Raw genomic sequence first — 22,558 nt, 5'->3', positions numbered from 1 at the left:
GGATGCGGACGCAGGACGCCACCATGGCCGTCCTGCACTGGCCGCAGGACCAGCCGGTCACCGTGGCTCGGGCGCTGGAGGTCACCGCGCAGGCACTGGGACCGCAGTCCCTGGCCATGCTGTCGGTGCCCCGGTCGGCGCTGCGGGACCGGCCGACGCCCAGCCCGCAGATCGTGCCGCTGGACGCCAACGGTGAGGTGACCTTCTTCAGCGGGCGGCCCGAGCGGTACCTCTTCCTGCCCGAGGTCACCGGCGCACCGCGCCGGCCCGCCCCGTACGGCCTGCCCGAGCAGTCGCCCGGCGTGTACGGGCTCGGCGACGGCTGGGTGGTCTGGGACGGCGGTAGCCACCTGTGGATCGGGCCGGCGACCGAGCTGGACGGGGCGCGGCGGTTGCTGCCAAACACCGGTGGTTGGCTGGCCGAGCCGGCGGTGTTCCTGGGCTGGCGGGCGACCCCGCTGCCCGAGCGGGTACGCCACCGGGTCGGTCGGATCTTCGGGGGCATGCCGGCCGCGGCGCCGACGCACCTGATCACCTCCGGGATGGGGCTGGACCGACGCACTCTCGTCCCGTCGGAGGTGTCCGGCCTGCCGGCCGGCGTCCAATTGAGCCACGTTCCGGGTGGGGTGCTCGCCCACGCCGGTCCACGGCCGCCGGCCGGTGCCACGACCCTGCACTGGTCCGACCTGACCAGCCCGGACCGGCCCCGGCTGGTGGTGGACGAGTCGGTCGGCGACCCGGTCGCCGTCGTGGAGGCCGTCCATCGAGGGCTTCCTTCGGGTGCCGGCCCGCTCCAGGTGTTCGTCGCGCCGCTGGCCGCCGGCACCCCGGGCACGCCGTCCGGTGCGGTGGACGCTGCCCGGGTGGCGGAGCTGTTGCGGGAGCGGTTCGGCGGGCGGCTGGAGCTGGTGCTGCCGGTCTCCGTGGTGGGCCGGCAGCCGGCCGGTGCCGACGAGCTGATCCCGGTCGACGCCCGGGGGCAGGAGACCTTCCCGGCCGCCGCGCACGCCTGGCGGGTGCCGCTGCGTCCGGCACCGCCCCGGCAGCCGGGGCCGCTGGACCTGCAACCGGCTGCCGCCGGTGGGTTCGAGGTGTACCGGGGTTGGACGGTCCGGGAGCACACCGGGGTCGTCCTGTTCGCGCAGAACGGCACCAGCCCGAACACGCTGTCCCCCGACGCCCTGGCGGCCCCCGCGAGCGGGGTGGCCGTGGTGATCCAGTCCCGGGGTGGTCCCATCCCGCGCGAGGTGGCCGACGCGGCCGCCCGGCTGCTCTCCGGTGTTCCGGAGGCCGACCGGGATGTCCGGGTCTTCGGTAACGCGGCCAGCGCCGGACCGGCCGCACCCGATCCCGGCGGGTCGTCCGCGTCGGCTCCGGCGCGGCCGGCCACCCCGGACCGGCGGGCGCTGGCGCTCGGCGATCCCAAGGCCAACCTGCCGGACGTCGACCGTATCGAGCAGGGGCTGCGCGCGGAGGTGGCCCGTCGGGGCGTGACCGTGCGGGACAACGAGTGGGAACAGTTGCGTGAGCGGCTGCTCAACAACTACCCGCAGTTGGTCTCCGCGGACGGGCACCTGTTCACGCTGGGTGGCATCGAGGTGCGGGCCCGCCTGCGGCCGGAGGACCCGCAGTTGGTGTCGAACCCGGCCGGCTCGTTCGACACGGAGACGTCCGGTCCGTCGCTGGACGACACCGAGGGCCGGACGAGCGAGGACGGCCGTTTCCACGCCAACCAGTTCACCCAGGGTGTCTTCCAGACCGGTGCGCACAGCCAGTCCGACGGCACCACCACGCGGGCGATGCGGTTGCGGGGTGATTTCAACGTCGACGTGCCGCTCGGCCCGATGACCCACTGGGGGCCCCGCTTCAACGCCACCCTCAACAAGGTCGACCAGAAGTCCGCCTACCTCATCGACGCGGAGAAGGGCCGGGTGTTCGACACCCGCGCGGATTCGACGTTCTACTCGTACGAGCCGGGGTGGTTGATCGAGGCACGCGGCGACGCGCAGCCGTGGCAGGCGGTGGAGGTGCCGGAGCCGCCGGACGGGCAGGAGGCCGCCCGGCTGGTGGTGGCGATCCCCGACCACCTGCTGGAGAGCGCCGGCGAGCAGGTGGTCGCCGACCTGCCCGAGCACCTGCGGGACAACCTGACGCGGGTACCGGAGCTCTTCTCCGCCAGCAACATCACCGGTCTCAACGAGCTGTACGACCTCGTCATCGACCGGCTGCGCGCCGACGGCTTCGACATGTCCATCGAAAGCCCGATGCGCAACGAGTTGCAGCGCAAGCTGTGGAACCTGGAGACGCATTTCGACGAGGCGGTGAACAACCGGCGGACGCCGGAGACGGACGGCGACGCCGGCGCGCTGACCCGGGGCTTCGCGTTCACGTTGCACGACGACGGGCACGCGGCGGCCAGCATCCGGGTGTACGGCCGTCGTCTCGGCGGCTCCGTGCAGGTGGGCCTCGGCGGCGGCTCCACGCGGGTGGGCGCCAGCAGTGACAAGGCCCACATCGAGCAGGTGCGTACCGGCATCGTGGGCCAGGGCGGCGAGTTCACCCTCCAGCAGTCCGCCGGGCTGTCCCTCGGTGGCGCGGTGGATCTGCCCTTGGCCCGGCGTCTCGACGATCCACAGGCGTACAAGGAGAACGCCAAGCTCGGTCTCTCCGCCCGTGCGGGGATGAGCTGGACCAGCAACGACGGTGGTGGCGTCACGGTGGCGTCGCTGAACGTCGTGGTCGGCCGGTACACCGGTCAGACGGTCGGCCACGAGGTGCCCTTCGAGTGGCACGCCGAGGTGGCCACCTCCCGCCGCCCGCGCGAGTGGCCGCATCCGACGCCGGTGGTGAACGGGTCGGCGGTGCTCCGGATGTCCGAGCCGGACGCCTTCGACTACGGGTTCAGCGTCGACGCGGACGCCTTCGCCCCCGATACCGTCCCCGGTCTGGCGGACGGTGACCTGGCGGTGGTGCCCGCAGGCGGACGACCGCGGCCGGTGCCGCACGACCAGTGGCGGCCGAGGTTGCGCAACACCGGCGTGCACCCGGAGGACACCGGCGGCAACCTGCTGCCCCGGCACGTCATCCAGGGGCGGGGTCTGCTGGGTCAGGCCCTGCCGAGGATCGACAAGCCGGCGGTGCGGCGGCTCCGGGCCGGTCTCATGCAGGTGCTGGCCGGTGAGGGGTTCCTTCCGGCGGACGGGGACCGGCCGTGGGCGCACGGGGAGCAGAGCCGGCCGGCGACCCCGGATCCCGGTACGCCCATCGAGGAACGGCCGCTGCTGGGCCGGATGGTCGACGGGGCGCGGGACGCCTACGACGAGGTCGTCCACCGCGACACCGACGCCGCGATCGACAACCTGGACCTGTTCAACAAGATGGTGAGCGGCGACGGCCTGGAGTCGCACTTCGACTCGCTCGCCCAGGACGGCGCCGCGCTCGTCGACGACCCGGACGCGCCCGCCCCGGAGGCGGGCATGTCCTTCACCCTGCACAGTTGGCGCAACGCGGTGATGCGTACCGCCGAGGTGACCCTCTACGCGATCCCCCGGATCACCGCGGACGTGGACGCGGACGGCAACTCGGTGCACTTCGAACGGCTCAGCGACGAGGTGAGCACGGTCACCCTCGGGATGTCGCTCGGCATCGCCGGCCAGGGCGCGAGCGGCAACCAGGGCTGGTCGGTGGAGGGCGGGGTGAACACCGCGCTGCCGCCGAGCGTCAAGGAGCTCCGGTCCGTCGGACTCCTCGGCGGGTCGGTGAGCCGCAACGTCGGCGCCGCCGAGCGGGTGACCCGGGTGGTCAACCGGCCGGAGCTGAAGGAGTACGGCGGCCGGGTGATGTTCGTCAACGCGCCGTACGACCTGGGCTACGTAATCCGGATCAGCGACCGGGTCACCCCGATCGTCTCGCCGGAGCTGATCCCCGCCAAGGTGCACGCCGCGCTGCTGAAGTTCAACACCGACCCGGCCACCTTCAGCGAGGTGGCCCCCGGCGACACCGCACCGTCGGCGCTCAACCAGGGCATCGTGTACTTCGTCGACGCGCACGGCCTGCGCACCGCGGCGCAGAACCAGTTGCCACGGGACCTGACCCTGGCCGGCCGGCCGATGACCGGGCCGGTGGCCAGCCTGACCAACCACGTCACCTTCCAGGCGCGGTTCAAGGAGGCCATGCTCGGCCAGTACGGCGCGACCACCCTGGTCGAGCCCGGCTTCTGGGCGAACACCAACGCCGCGCTCTCGGTCAAGGTGCCCCGGATCCGGGGGGCGCGGTTCGTCGGTGCCACCCCGGACCAGTACGTCACCGGTCTGATCGAGCTGTACCTGGCCGAGACCGTCAACGTCGCCAACCGGTCGTTCGCGAAGGCGTTCAACCTGCCCAACATCGGCCTCGAGCACAAGTTCGGCCCGCTGAACGTCGGCTTCGGCGAGTCGGCGGGCGTGCGGGTCAGCGAGAGCGAGTCGGCGGAGACCAAGCGCGTCGGCGGCCTGGAGATGCTCAAACTGGCCTTCGGCCGGGGGTACGCCTTCGAGGCGGAATTCGACGTCAACGTCCGTGCCGGCGTCCGTACGCAGGTCGGGTTCGTCGTCAGCCGGGTCAACGTGCCACCCGGCGCCGACCTGCGGGGCCGCACGATGCTGTTCATCCTGCCGGAGGCGGAGGCCCTGGCGCAGTACGCGGCCGGGGAACTGCCGGTCAGCGATGTGCAGCTGGTCGACGCGATGGGCCGGTGGTCCCGCGGTGAGCTGGTGCTCAGCGGCAACACCGTGGCGGGGTTGCTCAGCCGGTGGCGTGGCGAGCTGGCCGACCGCGCCGACAGCCGCGCCGTCGCCGGGCTGCCCGACCTCGGCGCGTACCTGATCCAGCACCGGGTCCAGACGTGGGCGCTGACGCTCGCCGACCGGCACGTGGACCTGGCCCAGCGCGGCGCGGTGCTCGACCCGCGCCGCCGCGCGCAGTTCGCCACCGAATTCGGAATCACCCTGGACCCGAACGTCAACCCGTTCAGCGCGTTGACCCTGCCGCCCTACCTGACCCGGACCGGTGACCGGACGCTGGGCCACGCGGGCGTCGACGAGCTGGTGCTGTTCACCGGGCCGGCCCCGGCGGACGGCGGGCCGCGCCCCACCACGACCGTGCTGGACGCCGTTCGGGAACTGGTGGACGCCGGCCGGCCCGGGCTGCTCGGGGCCAGCCACGACAACTGGCCGGGGGCGGGGAACAGCTGGGGCGTGCTGATGGTCTCGCCCGACGAGTCGGTGGTCGGCGCGCTGCCCGGTGGCCTCGAAACGCTCCAGTCCACGCTCGCCGGCCAGCGCGCCAACATCGTGTTCGCCGACATGCTGCACCGCTACAACGGCGTGTCGTTCTACCTGGTCGACCAGCGCAACCCGGTGGCGGTCCAGATGTTCAAGCTGAAGGTCTCGGGCACCCTGGGCGGCCGACCGCGGTACACCGGCTGGCGGGCCGACTACGGCATCGAGAACTACGAGCACGCCTACGGCGCGACCGCTCGCATCATCGGGCAGGCGCTGGGCTGGAACCTCACGCCGGCCCGGATCGGCTTCTCGGTCGACGGCGTCCCGGTGTCCACCGCCGGGTCGCTGTCGTTCGCGCCGGGCGCAGGGCGCGGCGTCAAGGGTGCCGCGCAGGTCGTCCGGGAACGCACCGTCTACGACTGGACGGGGAACTACGAAGCCGAAGACGACATCGGCCTGACCATGGAGCTCAGCCGGGTGCAGATGTACGGCTGGCAGCCGAGCTACCTGGTGAACCACGTGATGACGGGTCTGAACAACGCGGCGGACTGGGCGTTGCACCGCGCGCCCGCCGGTTTCGCCGACTGGATCTCCCTCGCGCCGGTGGAGCCGGTGCTGACCCGTCAATACGAGGGGCGGATCGACTTCAAGGTGCCCCGGGGGCTGGCCGAGGCCACCCCCGTCCCCCGGTCGCCGCAGCTGGACCTGCGCGCGCTGCCGTCGCTGCCCGGCGACGCCTACGTCAGCGGCGCTCTGGTCGACGACCTCTACCCGGCCGCCCGGCACCTCATGGGCAACGTGCTCGGCCCGCAGGCCAACGCCCCGCTGTACCGGGGCAGCGTGGCGCTCGACGGACTGCTGTCCCGCCTCAACGTCGACAACCACCTCTCGGAAGGGCTGGACGACGGCGGATACCTGCTCGGCTCGCACCTCTTCGTCGCCGGCGCGTCCAACAACCGGGTCGCCATGCGGATGTACGTCAAGCTGCACTCGCTGGAGATCATCAGCGAGCTCGCCACCACCGGCACCGGCCGGTACGCCAAGTTCGCGTTCACCACCTCGGCCACCCAGTCGCGCAGCCGGTGGCGGCCCAACGTCGACGCGGGGATGGCCTACGGCGCGCCGATCGGGAAGACGAACATCGGCCCGCAGGAGGACACGACGGCCGCCGGCGGGATCTCCACCGGCGCGAACCGGACCGCGCCGGCCAGCCACAGCGCCACCTTCGACGACACCAAGCGGCTCGAGAACCACCTCAAGATGCAGGGGCGGACGTATCTGGTCCGGATCCGCACCCAGGCGCGTTTCGTCGCGGTCCCGCACCAGCACAGCGCGTACGACCGCGACGCCGGCCTGGCCCCGATGGAGCCGGCGCGGTTCGAGGCCGACGACGCCCCCGGCACCGGTTGGGTGAGCGGCGACGGGTATTACGAGATGTTCGCCGACGAGGTACACGAACTCCAGCGCGGGCTCTCCGAACGGTACGACTGGAAGGCGAACAACCCGGCCGACTGGCCCGCACCAGCGACCGACGCGCCCTCGATCGGTCTGGAGGGTCTGCTGCAACGCGCGACCCCGGCGGGCATGGCCGCCGCCCCGGTGGCCGGCCGGGTCATCGACGCCGGCACCTTCGACCCCGGCCAGGCGCCCCAGCACGTGGCTCTGCTGATCCGTGACCAGCTCGGCAACCACTACGACGCGGTCAGCCCGCTCCGGCTCACCGCCAGCGCCGCCGAGCAGACCCGCCTCCGGTACGAGGTGACCTTGGAGTGGGCGGTGGGTCACCTCCAGCAGCTCAACGCCACGCAGCAGGCCACCGCCGACCTCGCCGAGTTGACCGCCTGGAAGAACCGGGTCGGCAAGCTCGCGGTCGGCGCCGCGCTGTCCGCCGCCGACGTGCGGCAGTTCGCCGAGCGGATCCCCCAGATCGTCGAGCGGGTGCAGGCGGTGCTGCCGCCCGGCTCCGCGCCGATCACCCCACCGGAGGAGGTGCAACTGCTCGCCCAGGACCCGCGCACCGTGGCCCGGGTGGTGGCGTTCGAGCTGAAGACCCACCTCGACCTGACCGTCACCGACGACCAGGGCACGGCCAGCCGGTACCGGATCGACCCGCAGGGCTGGATCGTCGAGCTGCGGGAGGGCCCGGACGGCACGTTCGCCCCGGTCACGGCCCCCGAGGTGATCTTCGACCTGGACCGTGACCTGAAGCTGCGGGCCGACGCGGCCGGGATCCGCCTGCGGCGGCAGATGGCCACCTACCACGAGCTGCTGGGGCGTACCCCGGTGCAGATGGACGCCGCCGCGGAGCTGGGCCCGGAGCTGGAGACGCACATCCGGCAGGCCCGCGCCGACGCCGACGACCGCGCCCGCGAGTGGATCACCGAGGGCCTCCCCGCCCGATCGGCGAACCCCCTCGCGGCCCACGCCGCCCGGCACGACACCGACACCCCGCAGACGCGGGCCGGTCAGGCGCGGCGGCTGCTGGCCCCCGTCCTGCCGCTGGGATGGACCACCACCGGGCCGCTGCCCCAGGCACCGGCCACGCTGCGCCCCGGCACGCGACTGTGGATCACCCGTCCCCAGGGTGCCGCCGCGGTACGTGTCGACGCCGACGGCACGTACCGGCTCTACGACCCGTTCGCCCTCGGGACGGCCGAGCGGACCCTCGACGCCCAGCAGTTCCAGGACGTACTCGCCGGGGCGCCGGCCGTCACCCTGGTCGAGCCCGACGTGCTGACGAGCTGGCTCCTTCAGGACGGCAACTGGGCGGCGTCCCGGCAGTTCGCGGAGGCGAACCTCGGGACGCTGCGCGCCGACCCGAACGCGACGCGGCTGACGCGGGACCAGCAGCAGGCCCGGCAGGCGTCACCTCCGATCCCGCCGGCCCAGCCCGACGCGGCCCGGCCCGGGACGACCCCGGCACCATCCGGCGATCCGGTCCTCGACCGGCACCGTGCCCTGCTCGACGCGATCCGGGCCGGACACCTGGCCGCCGCGTACCGCTACCTCGACGCCGCCGACGCGGCGGCCCGGCACCGTGTGCTCGCCGGCGCGGTGGCCGCGGTGGCACCGACCGCCCCGACCGACTCGATCGACCCGACCGCCCCCGCCGGGCTGCGGGCGCTGGCCGGCCTCGTCGACGCCGACCCCCGGGTCACCCGGCCGGGGCCGGAGCCGGAGGCGGTCTCCGACGCCGGCATCCTGCGGGCCGTGGCCGACATCCTCGACCCGGCCGTCGGCGCACTGGACACCTTCCGGGCCATCGCCTCCGCCGCGTGGACCATCAACCCCCCGCAGAACTGGCCGGAGACCCTGCAAGCCCTGACCGAGCTGCCCACGGCAGCCGGCCGCGACGCGGCGACGCTCCGCGACGCGCTCGACATCATCGAGCGGCAGCGGTTGCACCGCGTCGCCAAGCTGCTCACCGACCTGACCCGGGACGACGCCGGCCGGGTCGCCGCCGGGGTGACCGCGTCCGGGGCGAGCGCGACCGACCTGGCCCACGCGTGGGAGGACGTCTCCACCCCCGCCGACCTGATCCGGGCACTACCCGCACCGGCCGACACCTGGGCCGGAACGGCGGACACCCCACTACCGCCGGCCCACGTCGTGCATCATCCGATGCCCCCGGCATCCGCCTCGCTCGACGAGTGGCTCGCCATCGGCGACTGGGGCGACTCCCGCGCCTTCCTCGACGACCATCGGACGGACCTGCTCTCCGACCGGGCGCACAGCGCGCTTCAGATCCGCCGGGCGGGACAGCCCCACGACGTCGGTCTCGCCGCCCGGGACGCGCTGCTCACCCTGGCCCGCTACGGCCACCTCGACGACGGATACCACTACCTGCTCGGCCCCACCCCACCGGCCTCGGCACCGACAGCGGCCGGGACCCCGGCGCCTGCCCCGGGGATGCCGACCGGGCGGCAGGAGTTGCTGACCAACCTGCTGGCCCGGCCGGATCTGGCCGACCCGGCCGCCGTGTCCGTCCTCGGCTACCTGGCGGCCACCCTCGACGGCCCGGTCGACGCCGTCGACGCGCAGATCCTGCACCTCACCGCCGACGCGCTCGCCGGCCTGAACGTTGCCGATGACGCCGTCACCACACTGGTGCGCAACGCCCGCGACACCCTCTCCGCCCCGCAGCGGCAACAGTGGGCCGAGACGATCGGCCACCTCGCGGACAACGCCACCGGCACCCGTGGGCCGGCACTGCGGCACCTCGCCGACCGGCTGTTCACCACGGCACCGGATCCCGATCCGGCGCCGGCCACCCCGGATGTCGAGGCTGCCCGGGTGCGGCAGGTGACGCGGGAGCGCCTCCAGCAGGCCACCCAGGAACTCCAGCGCGCCGAGGACGACCTCGACCAGGCCCGCCGGGGCGAACGGGTCGCGCAGGGTGCCCGGGAGGCTGCGGAGGAGTCGCTCGACGCCGCCAGGACCGCCGTCACCACCGCCGAGGGTGAACGTGCCCGCCTTGAGGAGAACATCGACCACCTCAAGCGTGCGATGCCGGAACTCGACGCGGAGGTGACCCGGCTACAGGAACGGGAGTCTGCGGCCCGGCAGGCGGTCGACGACCTCGCCACCAGCCAGGACGAGCCACGGCGGGCCGCCGCCCAGGCGCAGCTTGACCAGGCGCGGCGGGAACTGGACGAGGCCCGCACGGTGCTGGAGAAAGCCACCAGCGACCTCCGGGACGCCGGATCGCACCTCGACCGGGTCCGTTCGGAGCTGCCGGACCTGCGCCGGCAGGCCGAGACCGCGAGCGAGGAGTTCCGGGCCCGCGACATCGCCGCGCGGGCGCACACCAACACCGTCCGGGTGCTCGACGAGGCCAGGACCGCCCGCAAGGCCGCCCGGGACGCCGCACAACATCAATTCGACGCGATGGCGTTGCCGGTCCCACCGGTCCCGCGCGGCACCCCGGTCGTGGACGTGGACGTGAAGCTGGCCGAGATCGCCCGCTCCGGCCACGGCCGGTCCGTCGTCCAGGAACTGAAACGCGCGGTACGCACCCGGCACGGCGACGCACTCCCGGCACGCGTGGTGCTGAGCACCGACCCGACCCGGCAGGCCGACAATGCCGCGACCGCCCCGGCGGACGAGTCCGCCGTACACGAACTGGACCGGGTACGACTGGCCCGGGACCTCGCCGCGAGCCTGACGATCCCGGTCGAACTGCGGGTCGGCGACGGCACCACCACCCAACCCCCGTACCTCGCCTACCCGGGTGGAGAAATGGTGCGGCTGGACGTCACCGGCCGCCCGGAGACCCTCGACGACGCCGTGCGGCGGCTGCCGCAGCGCGTCCAGGACGACCTGGCCGCCCACCGGGGCCGGCCCGACGTGGACTCCCGGCTGGAGATCCTGCACGAGGCGGAGATCGGGTCGAGGCAGGACTTCGCCACGGCGGTGACCGGCCTGGTGGAGAACCTGAACCGCCACCAGGGGTACCTGGCCCACCGGTGGGTCACCCAGGCCGTCCCGCCGGTCGACGCCGCCGGCCTACGAGCATTGGCCGATGGCCTGGACACCACGGCCTGGCCGGAGCCCACCAGCACGCCGCCGGCTGGGCCGGTGGAGACCGGCCGCCCCGACGCCGTGGCCGCCGCCTGGTTGGCGTACGCCCCGCAGCACCGCGCCGACATGCTCGCCGACATGCTGGACGCCGTCCCCGGGCTCGGGTTCACCGTGAGCCGGCCGACCCGTGAACTGCCGGCCGATCAGCGCCCCGGTGCCCGGGTGCTGGCCGTGGCCGGGTCCACGGCCGCCGCCGGGGCGGTCCTCCTGGACCCCACGCAACTGCACTGGTACGAACCCGCCCGCAACCAGATCCACACCGGCAGCATGCGGATGCTCGGCACCTGGGCCAACGACCGGGCCGGCGAGGACGCCGGACCGGACGGCATCTGGTACATCGTCCTGACACCGGACGGGACCGACCGCCCCCGTGACCCGTCGCCCCTCGAACACCACGTGGACGTGGCAGCACGGACCACGTCGACGTCGACCCCGCCGGTCGAGGCGGACCCTTCGGCGGACGTGGCCGGTGCGGTACGCGGTGACGTGTCGCTGCCGGGGGGTGCGGCGGCGTCTGCGTGGGGTCCTGCGGGTGGTTCGTCCCAGGGCGGCGTGAAAGAGGTGCCGTCGTCGGGGTGGGCGGCTGGTGTGGAGCCTTCGGTGGAGCCGGTTGATGGTGGTTGGCGGGTGTCGTATCGGAGTTCGGGGGTTTTGCCTGCGTGGGATGAGATGACGCATGTGTTCTCGGATCGGTTTACGTGGCAGGGTCCGGAGCCGTTGCGCGTGGTGCCGACGCCGGGGGAGGCGCGTCCTTTCCGGGTGGAGGATGCGGGAAAGGACGCGGGGGAGCGGGTCTTCGTCGATTACTGGGCGCATCGTGGGTCGGGCGCGGTGGTTTTCCGTCTTCGGTTGGAGCCTGATGCGGACATGGACCGCGCCTCCATCGTGGGGACGTTGCGTGCGGTTGAGGAATGGGTGGTGGAGACCAACCGGGCTGTGAGGTCCGGGGGTGGACCGCGGGTCGAGGTGGTGTTCGACCCGGCGGTGAGTCCGGAGGCGCGGGCGGAGGTGCGGACGAAGGTTCGGCTGAGTCGTTTCGGCAGTGACCTGCGGGACAGCGACAACGTCTATGTGAGTGCTGACGGCACCGAGGGTCGGATCGAGCAGACGCACTGGCTTGCGGGTCTTTCCTCTCGGGCCTACGGGCATGAGTTGAAGCATTTCGCTGGGGTTCCGCATGCTGCTTCGGATCGGGATTTCCTGCGGAGGACCGGTCCGGTGGGTGAGGATCATCTGCACGAGCCCGGGTTCACGGGTTGGGAGATCGATCAGATCCTGGCGGTGGCGGAGTCGTTCGTGGCGCCCACCATCGCGTCCCGGTCGGTGCAGGCGTCCGGGTCGGAGTCGCCGGGGTCGGACTCGGAGGCGTCGGAGTCGTCCGCCGACTCGTTGCCGGGGCGGGCGGCGGCGATGGAATGGCACCCCCCGGACGACTCCGAGGCAGACGGACAGCCGTCCGGCCCAGCGGAAGGTGACCCCTCCGGTCTTGACCCGGAGTTCTTTCCGTTGTGGGATGACCCGCTGGCAGGACTCGATCTGACGACACCGGCGGCCGGCTCGGGATGGTCGCCGTCGGGCGGGCAGAGGTCGGACTGGGAAAAGGAAGTGGCGGAAGCCACCAGCTACTTGAAGCTCGCTGGAGCCGCTGCCGAGGCGGCATTTGGCAAGTGGGCGCGCGAGGTGTTCGAATTCGATCCCGCAAATCTTGACTGGAGACCGAACTACGTCTTTAACGAGTCGGTGTTGAACACCTACCGGGAAGAGTTGGGGAAGGAAGGCATCACCACCCCGACTGGATTGAGCGGATGGCTGGCCCGCCAACTGGCCAAGGAACTCGCCCTGGGTGGATCGTCGAGGTTCAGGGATCTTCTTCCGTATCCGGATCCGGAGAACATGTCCGAGCGGCAACGAGACGCCCTGCACCGGATCTGGCTCGACAAGATCGCAAACTCCCGATCTGTGGGTTACGAAGTCACGCATGTCGCTCTCCATGTGCTGGCCAAGGGGTTGGACCAGCCGATGCGGATCCACCATCCGTTCGGCGACCCGTACGACGACATCGGCCCGCCGCCCGATGACGGTGCCATCCCACACCCCGTCGTGTGGTGGAAGGGTGGTTACGTCATCCTCAAATCTCGTGACCCGACCGATGTCGACATCCTCGCCCGCATCGCCAGCGGCTACCAGCGGAAGTCGATATCCGACCACGAACAGCAGCGGCGGGATAGCCATTTCAGCAGGGCGCTCGGTCTACTGAAAGCCAGGATCGACACGGCGAAAGAGAACTTTCCCGAGCCTCACCGGTCCCTCCTGCAATACAAATTTGACCGCGACCTCGCGGCCATCGGTAAGCGCCCCTTTTCCCCTCGCCGCCAAGCCGAGGAACTGGACGCATACCACCGGTACCTCGCCGGCCTCAGCGGCGACGGTGTCTGGGAAGGTGACTACCGATGGGAACTCCAAGACCCGTTCACCCTCCGTGTCGCCGCCCTCGTCAAAGCCAACAGTGGCGCGTACGCGAGTTTACGCTTCCGGCTGGGCGGCAACGACGTGCAACTCGCTCGCGTCGACCACGTGGTCCTACCGGGCGATATGGTCGCTATCGATTTCGGATCGGTCAACGGGGTGGGTGTCGGTATTATCAAAATCCCGTATATGGCCAACGGCACCGAAAAGTTTGCCTACCGGGAGATCGACCGCGAATTTTCTGACAGCGAGCTGGTCGAACTGAGAGGCAAGGCGCCCGGCCATGTGTGGCAACCCGACGAGCCGACGGTCAGCGCCCTCTATCACATCGCGGCGGGCTTAGACCCCAAAACGGGTGTATTAAGCCGATTCTTCGGCAAGGGCTCCGAAGGTGAAAAAGGCCAGAGAGCCCGTATCCCAGCCGTCAGGGTGGCTGACGGAAGTCCATTTGTCATCCCGAGGAGCATGAAGGAGGTCATTCTCCGACTCGGGTATGGCCGGGATAGTCGACCCCTCGCGGTCGTGGTAATGCCGGCTGAGAAGAGCGGGGCCGGGCAGGACCTGTATCTGCAACTGGTCAATCCTGCCCCCACCATCGACGACATTGAGTTGTTGCGCAAAACGGCGCTGTGGGAGGAACGCGGGCATTGGTGGAGCATTTCCCAGGTGAATTCATTCGATGTCACAATTGGCTCGCATAGCCGATTGCCTAGTCCTCTGGGCTTTTCTCTCGGCAGCAGAACCTCAGCCAAGACGTTAGATGGGCGGAAGGTGAATCTCGCCCCTGGGACGCCGATCACGTTGGAGGTGGGGGAGCGGCGCCGGCCGGTCGGAAAGGATGTCCCTGTCGAGAGCGTCAAGGAGGTTGTCGTCGTGGTCAAGGCGCCGTTGGTCCCAAGACCGAACGCGCCGGCGTCCGAACCCGAATACGTCTTCCGGCTCTTCAGCAGGGATGCGACGGATTACGGTGCTCTCATAAAGCAGCTCGAAGACCGGCAGGCGTTGCTCAAACGGCGCAAAGAGCGAGCTGAGTCGGGAGCTCGGCGGGCCCCGAAGCGTCCGCGCATCCAGGATGGATCGTCCTTGCCCGCAGGGGCGGGCCCGGCGGACGCGGGTTCGAGCGAAACCATGATGGCCGGTGACGCCGGCGGTGTCGCGCCGGACTTGCGGGAGTTGCCCGGCCAGGCGACCCCGCCACACCAGCCGCCACCCCCACCGGATGTGGCTGGTGAGGCGGGACGCGGTGACGTGTTGCTCCCGAGTCAGCTGTCGGAGGATGACGTGTTGGCCCGGTTCGGGTGGCTGGGCAGTGTGAATCCGGGTCGTGGTGACGACCCGGACAGTCCGGATTCGCGGTGGCGGGATTCGGCCACGAACTGTGTGTTGGCGGCGATCGGTACTGACATGTCGTTGGCGGGCGGGGTGGGTTGGCAGGTGCCGCCGGAGGTGCCGTCGCCGGTGGTGTGGTTGCAGCGGTACGCGGGTCGGCCGTTGGTGGAGGTGGCTGACTACGGCGCGGTGGTGGAGGTGATGGCCGGGGCGGAGCCTGGTGCCCGGGGTGTGCTGGTCATGACTGGTGAGGGCGGCGGGATTTCCCATGCCGTCAACGTGGTGCGCACCGATGACGGGAGGGTGGTGTTCCTCGACGGTCAGCGGGGTGGGCTGGGTCGGGGGCCGGTCGAGCCTGGCCGGTTGCGGTTCGTGGCGACCACCGACGGCGTGGGCACCCCACGCCCGCCGGCGAGGGTGGCAGACGACACGACCACCACCCTTTCGGAGCATGAGGATCTGGCCGGGATGGACGGTTCGGGTTCTGTGCCGTTGCCGTCCCTGCCGGCCGGGCTGCTGCGGTCGGACGTGTGGGATCGGTTGTTCACGCAGTTCCTCGACAGGACGGGGGATGGGGTCGCGGCGTCGCTGGGTGAGCGGACACCGGACGCCGTCCGCGACCACCTGCGCGACTCGTTCAACCACTTCGTCGACAGAACCAACGTTCTCGACCAAGGAAGGGCCGGCCTGTCCCCGGGCGACAGGGCGTTGTTGCGGCAGGCCCTGGATGCGCGGGGGACGTCGGTTCCCCGCCTCACGGGGGCGCTACCACACCTGCTGTCCGAGGCGTTCTCCGTCAACGTCACCGTGGCCCCGGCCGGGTCCGGACCTCACGAGAACGGCGGTGTCGCCCCCTGGCATGACCGGACCGTCGCACTGGACCTTCCCGTCGCCCACCTGTCGGGTCGTGGGTGGATGGTGGTGTATCCGGAGGGTTGGGGCGCTGGGGCTGACGTGGAGCGTCTTGCTGCGGTGGCACGGGAGCAGGCGGTGACGGATGCCGAGGCGTGGGTGGCGAGGACGGGGAGGCGTCGGCCTGCGCGTGATGCGGTGTGGCGGGTGGTGGTGGCGTTCGAGGACCGTGCGCATGAGGACGTGCTGGATCTGGCGGAGCGGTTACTTGATGGTGCGGTGGGGGTGGAGGTGCCTGAGGCGGCGGTGATCGAGCTGTCGCCGTACAGTGCCGACCCGTCTGGTGTTCCTGAATTGCAGCCACGGACGTTGGTCGAGGTCGCGGCGTTGCGGGCAGCGCGTGACGAGTCGGGGGCGGTGGCGGTCCTCGGGCGGCATGTGGCGTACCCGGACGCGGGAGTGGTTCCGCGTGGGTTGGTCGCTGTCGATTTCTCGGGTCGGGAGACGTTCGCGACGTGGTTGTGGGAGTTCCAGGCGCGTCCGGACATTCCGGGGGCTGACCTTGAATATCTGACCCGTCGGGCGCTGGTTGGATTGCCTCTTGACCATGGGCCGTACCTCCTGCCTCTCGATGTGGATTGGGCGCGGTTGGGGCAGCGGGCGTTCTCGTATTTCCGGGGTTGGGTGTTCCTTCCGGGCGCGTCGTCGGAGCGTGGTTTGCGGGTGACGCAGTTACGGCAGGCGGAGCTGCTGGTCGGGGAGATCGCGGGGGAGATTCCGGCGGGGGTGCCGGATGTGGGGCCGGTGGGGTGGGTGCCGGCTGGTGCGCGGGTGTTGGTGGTGGGTGTACCGGGGCCGCATCCGGGCGATCCCAAGGCGGTCATGTCGTCGATGTTCGACATCCTGAATGGTGCGTTGCCGCCGGCGGGGTCGGGGTTGCGGGAGCCGGTGTATGTGGTGGTGCACGGGTTCGGTGGGTGGGCGTCGACGGTGGTGTTGACGCACGCGGCCGAGGATGACCTGTGGCCGGTGCGGATGGGTGAGCTGGTCCCGGGCGAGCCGATGGGTGGGGGCCTTCGGGAGGCGCGGGATCTGGTCGAGGCGGACGGGTGGACCCGTGTGCTGGCCGAGGCGGAGGGGATCGCGGAGGCGGTGGGGGCGCCGGGTGGGGCAGCGGCTCGGGGTCGGGTGGGTTGGGCCGGGGAGCTGAGGGCGGCGCTTTCCGACCTGGTGGGTGATCCGGCGGTGGGGGTGGATGGGCAGCGCCGGATGGGTGAGCGGGTGGACCAGTTGGTGGCGTTGGGAGAGCGGCTGGTCGGGCTCACGCGCGGATGGACGGGTGAGGATGCCCTCCCGGTGGGGACGGATCGGCCTGATCTGCGGCTGGAGAGGTGGGTCGGCGACGAGCGCAACCGGCGGCTGGCGGCGGCGTTGGTGGCGACTGACGATGTGGTGGCCGAGGAGGTGGTGGAACGGGTCGAGGAGGAGATCGACCGGGTGTGGACGGCGGTGGCGGAACCGGTGTCGGCGGTCCGGGAGGACGGGAGGGTACCGGAGGCCGCCTCGGACGTGTTGCGGGCGGTGTATCTGGGTGCCTGGGTCTTCTATACGGCACCGGGCCGGCCGGTGGTGACCGAAATATCTAAAGACCCGGACGAGAACCTGCCAGAGGGGGTCCAGAGAGAAGATGGGCGGCGGATCGTCGATCTGTCCGCTGTGCGGGATCTGGGGGTGGCGGACTTCGACCGGTTCCTGACGGATCATGGCCAGGACGTGGCGTCGTTGTGGTCGACGGACGGTGCGGTAGTGCAGGTTTCCGAGCTGCGGGCTGCCCTTGGCGTGTCGCCGCCGGTGCAGGACGTGCATGTGGTGGGGCGGGTGCCGGCGGTGTCCGATCAGTGGCGGGCGGAGCTGTTCTCCGCGGTGAGCGCGTTCGGCCTGGCGCGGCAGTGGTTGGAGGAGCGGATCTCGTCGTTGCCGGTGGGGCCGGCGGTGATGCCGGGGCAGGCCGGGGATGGTGCGGTCGGGTCGGGTGAGCAGGCGGTGCCCGTTTCCGACCTCGGGGTCGCCACTGCGCGTGCGGATCTGATCCGGCGGTGGCGAGATCTTGCCGGCGGCCACGCGACGCGTATGGGCGCCGCTGACCGGGTGTTGCGGCGGATGACCGCTCCCGGGCAGGACGACAGCCCGGAGCGGTCCGTCCTGGCGGAACGGTCCGACCGGTATCTCGGGGCGATGCAGGGCCTCAGTCGTGCGCGGATGCCGCGCACCGTGGACGCCTACGTCGATTCGTTGCCCGCGGGCGACCTCGGAGGGCTGGGGGACCGGCTCGGCCAGGTCGAGACAGCGGCCGCGGAGCTGGACCGGCACCTCGAACAGGTGCGCACCGATGTTGACCCATCATCGGCGGACGTGGTCGACGGTGTGGAGCGCCGGACGTTGGAGGGCCACGTCGGCCCGGTGTGGGCGGTGACGTCGTGGCAGGGGGAGTCGGGCCCACGGGTGGCCTCCGCCAGCGACGACGGGACGGTGCGGGTCTGGGACGCGGTCACCGGTGCGCCGCTCCTGACGTTGGCGGACCACACCGACGGTGTGGTGGCGGTGACGTCGTGGCAGACGGGGTCGGACCGGCGGTTGGCCACTGCCGACATGCAAGGGACGGTGTTGGTCTGGGATGCGGACAGCGGTGCGCGGCTCCGAGCTTTGGAGGGCCACGTCGGCCCGGTGTGGGCGGTGACGTCGTGGCAGGGGGAGTCGGGCCCACGGGTGGCCTCCGCCAGCGACGACGGGACGGTGCGGGTCTGGGACGCGGTCACCGGTGCGCGGCTCCTGACGTTGGGGGGCCACACCGGCGGTGTGGGGGCGATGGCGTCGTGGCAGGCGGGATCGGACCGGCGGTTGGCCACCGCCGACTGGGCGGACGGGACGGTGCAGGTCTGGGACGTGGCCAGCGGTGCGCGGCTCCTGAGGTTGGGGGGCCACACCGGCGGTGTGGTGGCCCTGACGTCGTGGCAGGCGGGGTCGGACTGGCGGTTGGCTTCCGCCAGTTGGGACGGGACGGTGCGGGTCTGGGACGCGGTCACCGGTGCGCCGCTCCTGACGTTGGGGGACCACACCGGCGTGGTGTGGGCGGTGACGTCGTGGCAGGCGGGGTCGGACCAGCGGTTGGCCACCGCCAGCGAGGACGGGACGGTGTTGGTCTGGGATGCGGTCACCGGTGCGCCGCTCCTGACATTGGGGGACCACACCAGCGGGGCGGTGGCGGTGACGCCGTGGCAGGCGGGGTCGGACCGGCTGTTGGCCACCGCTGACGCGCACGGGACGGTGCGGGTCTGGAACGCGGACAGCGGTGCGCTGCTCCTGACGTTGGAGGGCCACACCGGCAGGGTGCGGACGGTGACGTCGCTGCAGGGCGAGCCGGGCCGACGGGTGGTGGTCTCCGCCAGTGACGACCACACGGTGCGGTTGTGGTCCGTGTCCGGTGGTGCTGGCGGGCCGGCGGGGTTGCCCGAGGTGCCGGATGGGCCGGTTGATGCGGGGAACGACTCCGAGGCGGGCGGGTCGGATTCTCCACCGGATGTGGCTGGTGAGGCGGGACGCGGTGACGTGTTGCTCCCGAGTCAGCTGTCGGAGGATGACGTGTTGGCCCGGTTCGGGTGGCTGGGCAGTGTGAATCCGGGTCGTGGTGACGACCCGGACAGTCCGGATTCGCGGTGGCGGGATTCGGCCACGAACTGTGTGTTGGCGGCGATCGGTACTGACATGTCGTTGGCGGGCGGGGTGGGTTGGCAGGTGCCGCCGGAGGTGCCGTCGCCGGTGGTGTGGTTGCAGCGGTACGCGGGTCGGCCGTTGGTGGAGGTGGCTGACTACGGCGCGGTGGTGGAGGTGATGGCCGGGGCGGAGCCTGGTGCCCGGGGTGTGCTGGTCATGACTGGTGAGGGCGGCGGGATTTCCCATGCCGTCAACGTGGTGCGCACCGATGACGGGAGGGTGGTGTTCCTCGACGGTCAGCGGGGTGGGCTGGGTCGGGGGCCGGTCGAGCCTGGCCGGTTGCGGTTCGTGGCGACCACCGACGGCGTGGGCACCCCACGCCCGCCGGCGAGGGTGGCAGACGACACGACCACCACCCTTTCGGAGCATGAGGACCTGGCCGGGATGGACGAAGGTGCCGGGCCCCCGTCGGAGTCGCGGGTGCCGCAGGGCTCGACGATCGACTTCCAGAGGGCCGAGGAAGACTGGCACAAGATCGAGTTCCGCATGTCCCGCTACGACAAACTGTGGAACAACCGCGAGCTGCGAGATGCCTACGAGGACTTCAAGGAACAGATGACGTTCGAGCTCCGGCTGAAAGCTCAGGGTCGGACCAACGACGAGATCGACGCCGAGGTCGTCAACCGGTTCGGCGCCGACAGGGTCGCCCCGTTCGCACAGTTGATGGCGGACAACCACGCTTTCTCCGCTCCGGCCAAGTGGTGGTTCAAGCACCAGCGCGACAGCGACTTCGACGTCCAGTTCCCAGAAGCAGTCCAACAGTTCCGGTCGAAGCTCGCTCTATGGGGCAAGATCGGCCCCGCCGTCGCCGAACGGATCACCGAGCAGAGCGGCAACCGGATGCTCGAGGCGACGCCCGGTGGGCAGATCTTCGACAACATCATGCTCGGCACCGGCAGCTTCTTCAATTACCCGCCCGGGTTCAACCGCATGTGGGAACAGTTCTCCCACCAGCTCGTGGCCGTCACCGACGGTCTGGTCGACGCCCACGTGTACCGGGGGGTGATGATACCGAGCGTCCTGCACAACACCGAGGCGAAGATCCTCTTCGAGAAGGTCGACCGGCGCGAGATCGAGGGCCTCCGTGTCGTCGCGTGGGAGTTCGTCGGCAACAACAAGATCGCGAAGGCGGGCGAATACGTCGTCCGGTCCCAGGGGTCCTACGACGACCGGGTCCCGAAACTCGAAAAGGGCAAGACCTCGAAGACTTTCAACGAGCACCAGCAACAGCTCTACGAGCAGCTCTCCTACCGCCGGGAGGAATACAACCGGATCGGGCTACAGGACTCGCTTCCCGAGCTTCCGCCGCTCGAACGGAAGGACAGCAACTACGTCTTCGTGGTGTCGGACGCGAACCAACCCGAGGTCATGGAGAGCCCGGAGACCCTCACCAGAAAATGGTCGATGGCGCTGGAGAGCCAGACCGCCGACAACCCGTTGGCGCAGCTGGACCAGATGCTGGCCGTACTCGAGTACGCGCAGAGCAGCCAGGAGTGGCCGGGGAGCGAATCCTCGTCCGTCGATCTCACGGGCAGCCTCGCAAACCTGAACACGAGCGCGACCGGCAGCCTGTCCGGCTCGATCGCCAGCATTCTCGTGCCCCCGACCCGGCGCAACACCGCGCTGAACCCGACCGACGCCGAGCTCGGCCCGCTTCCCGAGGACCCGACTTCGAGCCTGTCCGGATCCGACTACTCGCCCACGCTCGATGCCGTACCGGAGGAGTGGCCCCCTCCGGCCGACCCTGACGCTCCGGTCGACGCCGAGGATCTGGCCGGCGCGATTGCGGGGAGCAGCGCCACGTCACCCGCGACGGGCACCGGCGTCGCCGGCGAGGCGGACGCGACGCCGGCCGGAGTCCCGTCTCCGCGTCCCGCGTCCGCCGAGATCGCCGGCCGAGCGGCGGAGGACATGTTGTTGCCGGGTGACCTGTCGCCCGCCGAGGTGTCGGACTGGTTCCCGTGGCTGGGTGGGGTGAACCCGTACCGGGACCGAGGGGAGCAGTTCGCGACGAACTGTGTGTTGGCGGCGATCGGCACCGACATGTCGTTGGTGGACGGGGTCGGGCACCAGGTGCCGCCGGAGGCGTACCTGCCGGTGGCGTGGCTGAAGCAGTACACGGGTCGCCCGTTGGTGGAGGCGGCCGACTACGACTCGGTGGTGGAGGTGATGCGGGCCGCGGAGCCGGGGGCCCGTGGTGTGATGGTGGTGACGCGTGAGGGTGACCGGATCTCACACCCGGTCAACGTGGTGCGGACCGATGACGGGAAGGTGGTGTTCCTCGATGGTCAGCAGGGTGGGTTGGCCCGGGGGCCGGCCCGACCCGGTCGGGTGCGGTTCGTAGCGACGACGGACGGGGTGGGTGTTCCGCGGGCGCCCTCGACGGCGGGAGACGATGCGACCGCGACGGTTCCGGCAGGTGAGGATCTGGCCGGTGCCGGCGGGGAGAGCGCCCCCGCGCCTTCCACGGCGGCCGGCATCCTCGAGGGTGGCGACGTGGCGGCGACGCCGGCCGGCAGCACCCTGGAGGTCGAACGGCTGACCCGGGAACTGGCCGGCATCCGGGACAGGACCACTGCCGTCGAGAGTGACCTCGCCGCAGCCCGGAACGAGCTGTCGTCGGCGCGGGAGGCCGTGGCGCGCCAGGTCGACGCCCGCGCGGCCGTGCCGCCGGCCCTCGCCGCGCAGACGCCGGCCGACACCGCGCAGACGCCGACCCCCGCTGATGGGGCGCCGGCCAGCGGTGATGCCGCGCAGGCGGTGGAGCGTGCGGCGTGGGAACGGCTCACCCGGGCCCAGGACCGGGTCGCCGAGTTGGAACGGCAGCGCGGGACGACGCGACAGCAGTCGGAGCGGGCGGTGCGGGCGGCGGACCGGACGCGGCACGCACTGGAGCAGGACGTCACCGGCCGGGAGGCGGACTGGCGGACGGCGGCACAGCAGTGGACGGACGGCATGCAGGCGGCGCAGGCCGGCGGGGCAGCGGCAGCGGACCGGGCGGCGGAGCGATTCCGGAGCGGAACGCGGCGCGGGCGGCTGCCGAGCAGCTCGCGGCCCACGCGGCCGAGATGAGCGAGGTCAACGAGCGCAACGTGGAGGCGAAGCGGACGTTCCATCAGTACCGCTACGACGTCACTGCTGTCATCTACGGTCCACACGGCACCCTGCTGGTCGACGCGGAGAGGGGCCTCTACGTCATGCGCGAGCAGGCGTCGACGGTTCCGGTGACCACCACCCCGTCGACCCGGCCGGTCGAAGCGGATCAAGTGGGGGATGTGGCCGGTGCGGCACGAGGTTGA

2 protein-coding genes (1 of these 2 cut by a window edge) are annotated in these 22,558 nt (G+C 71.2%); both read left to right on the top strand.

The annotated features are described in order from the left end of the window. A protein-coding gene (locus OOK41_RS22050; RefSeq protein WP_266266553.1) for a toxin glutamine deamidase domain-containing protein crosses the window boundary here: on the top strand, window positions 1-22,331 show its 3' portion. 13,390 nt of this gene lie to the left of the window's left edge; only the last 22,331 of its 35,721 coding nucleotides appear in the window; its start codon lies beyond the left edge, outside the window; it ends in the stop codon at window positions 22,329-22,331. Next, window positions 22,328-22,558 carry a hypothetical protein gene (locus tag OOK41_RS22045; protein WP_266266552.1) on the top strand — a complete coding sequence of 77 codons (231 nt, stop codon included), beginning with the start codon at window positions 22,328-22,330 and terminating at the stop codon, window positions 22,556-22,558. The genes OOK41_RS22050 and OOK41_RS22045 overlap by 4 nt, the downstream gene beginning before the upstream one ends.

The sequence above is a fragment of the Micromonospora sp. NBC_01655 genome, assembly GCF_026339755.1.
Taxonomy (GTDB): domain Bacteria; phylum Actinomycetota; class Actinomycetes; order Mycobacteriales; family Micromonosporaceae; genus Micromonospora.
This window is presented reverse-complemented; position numbering and strand designations above follow the sequence as displayed.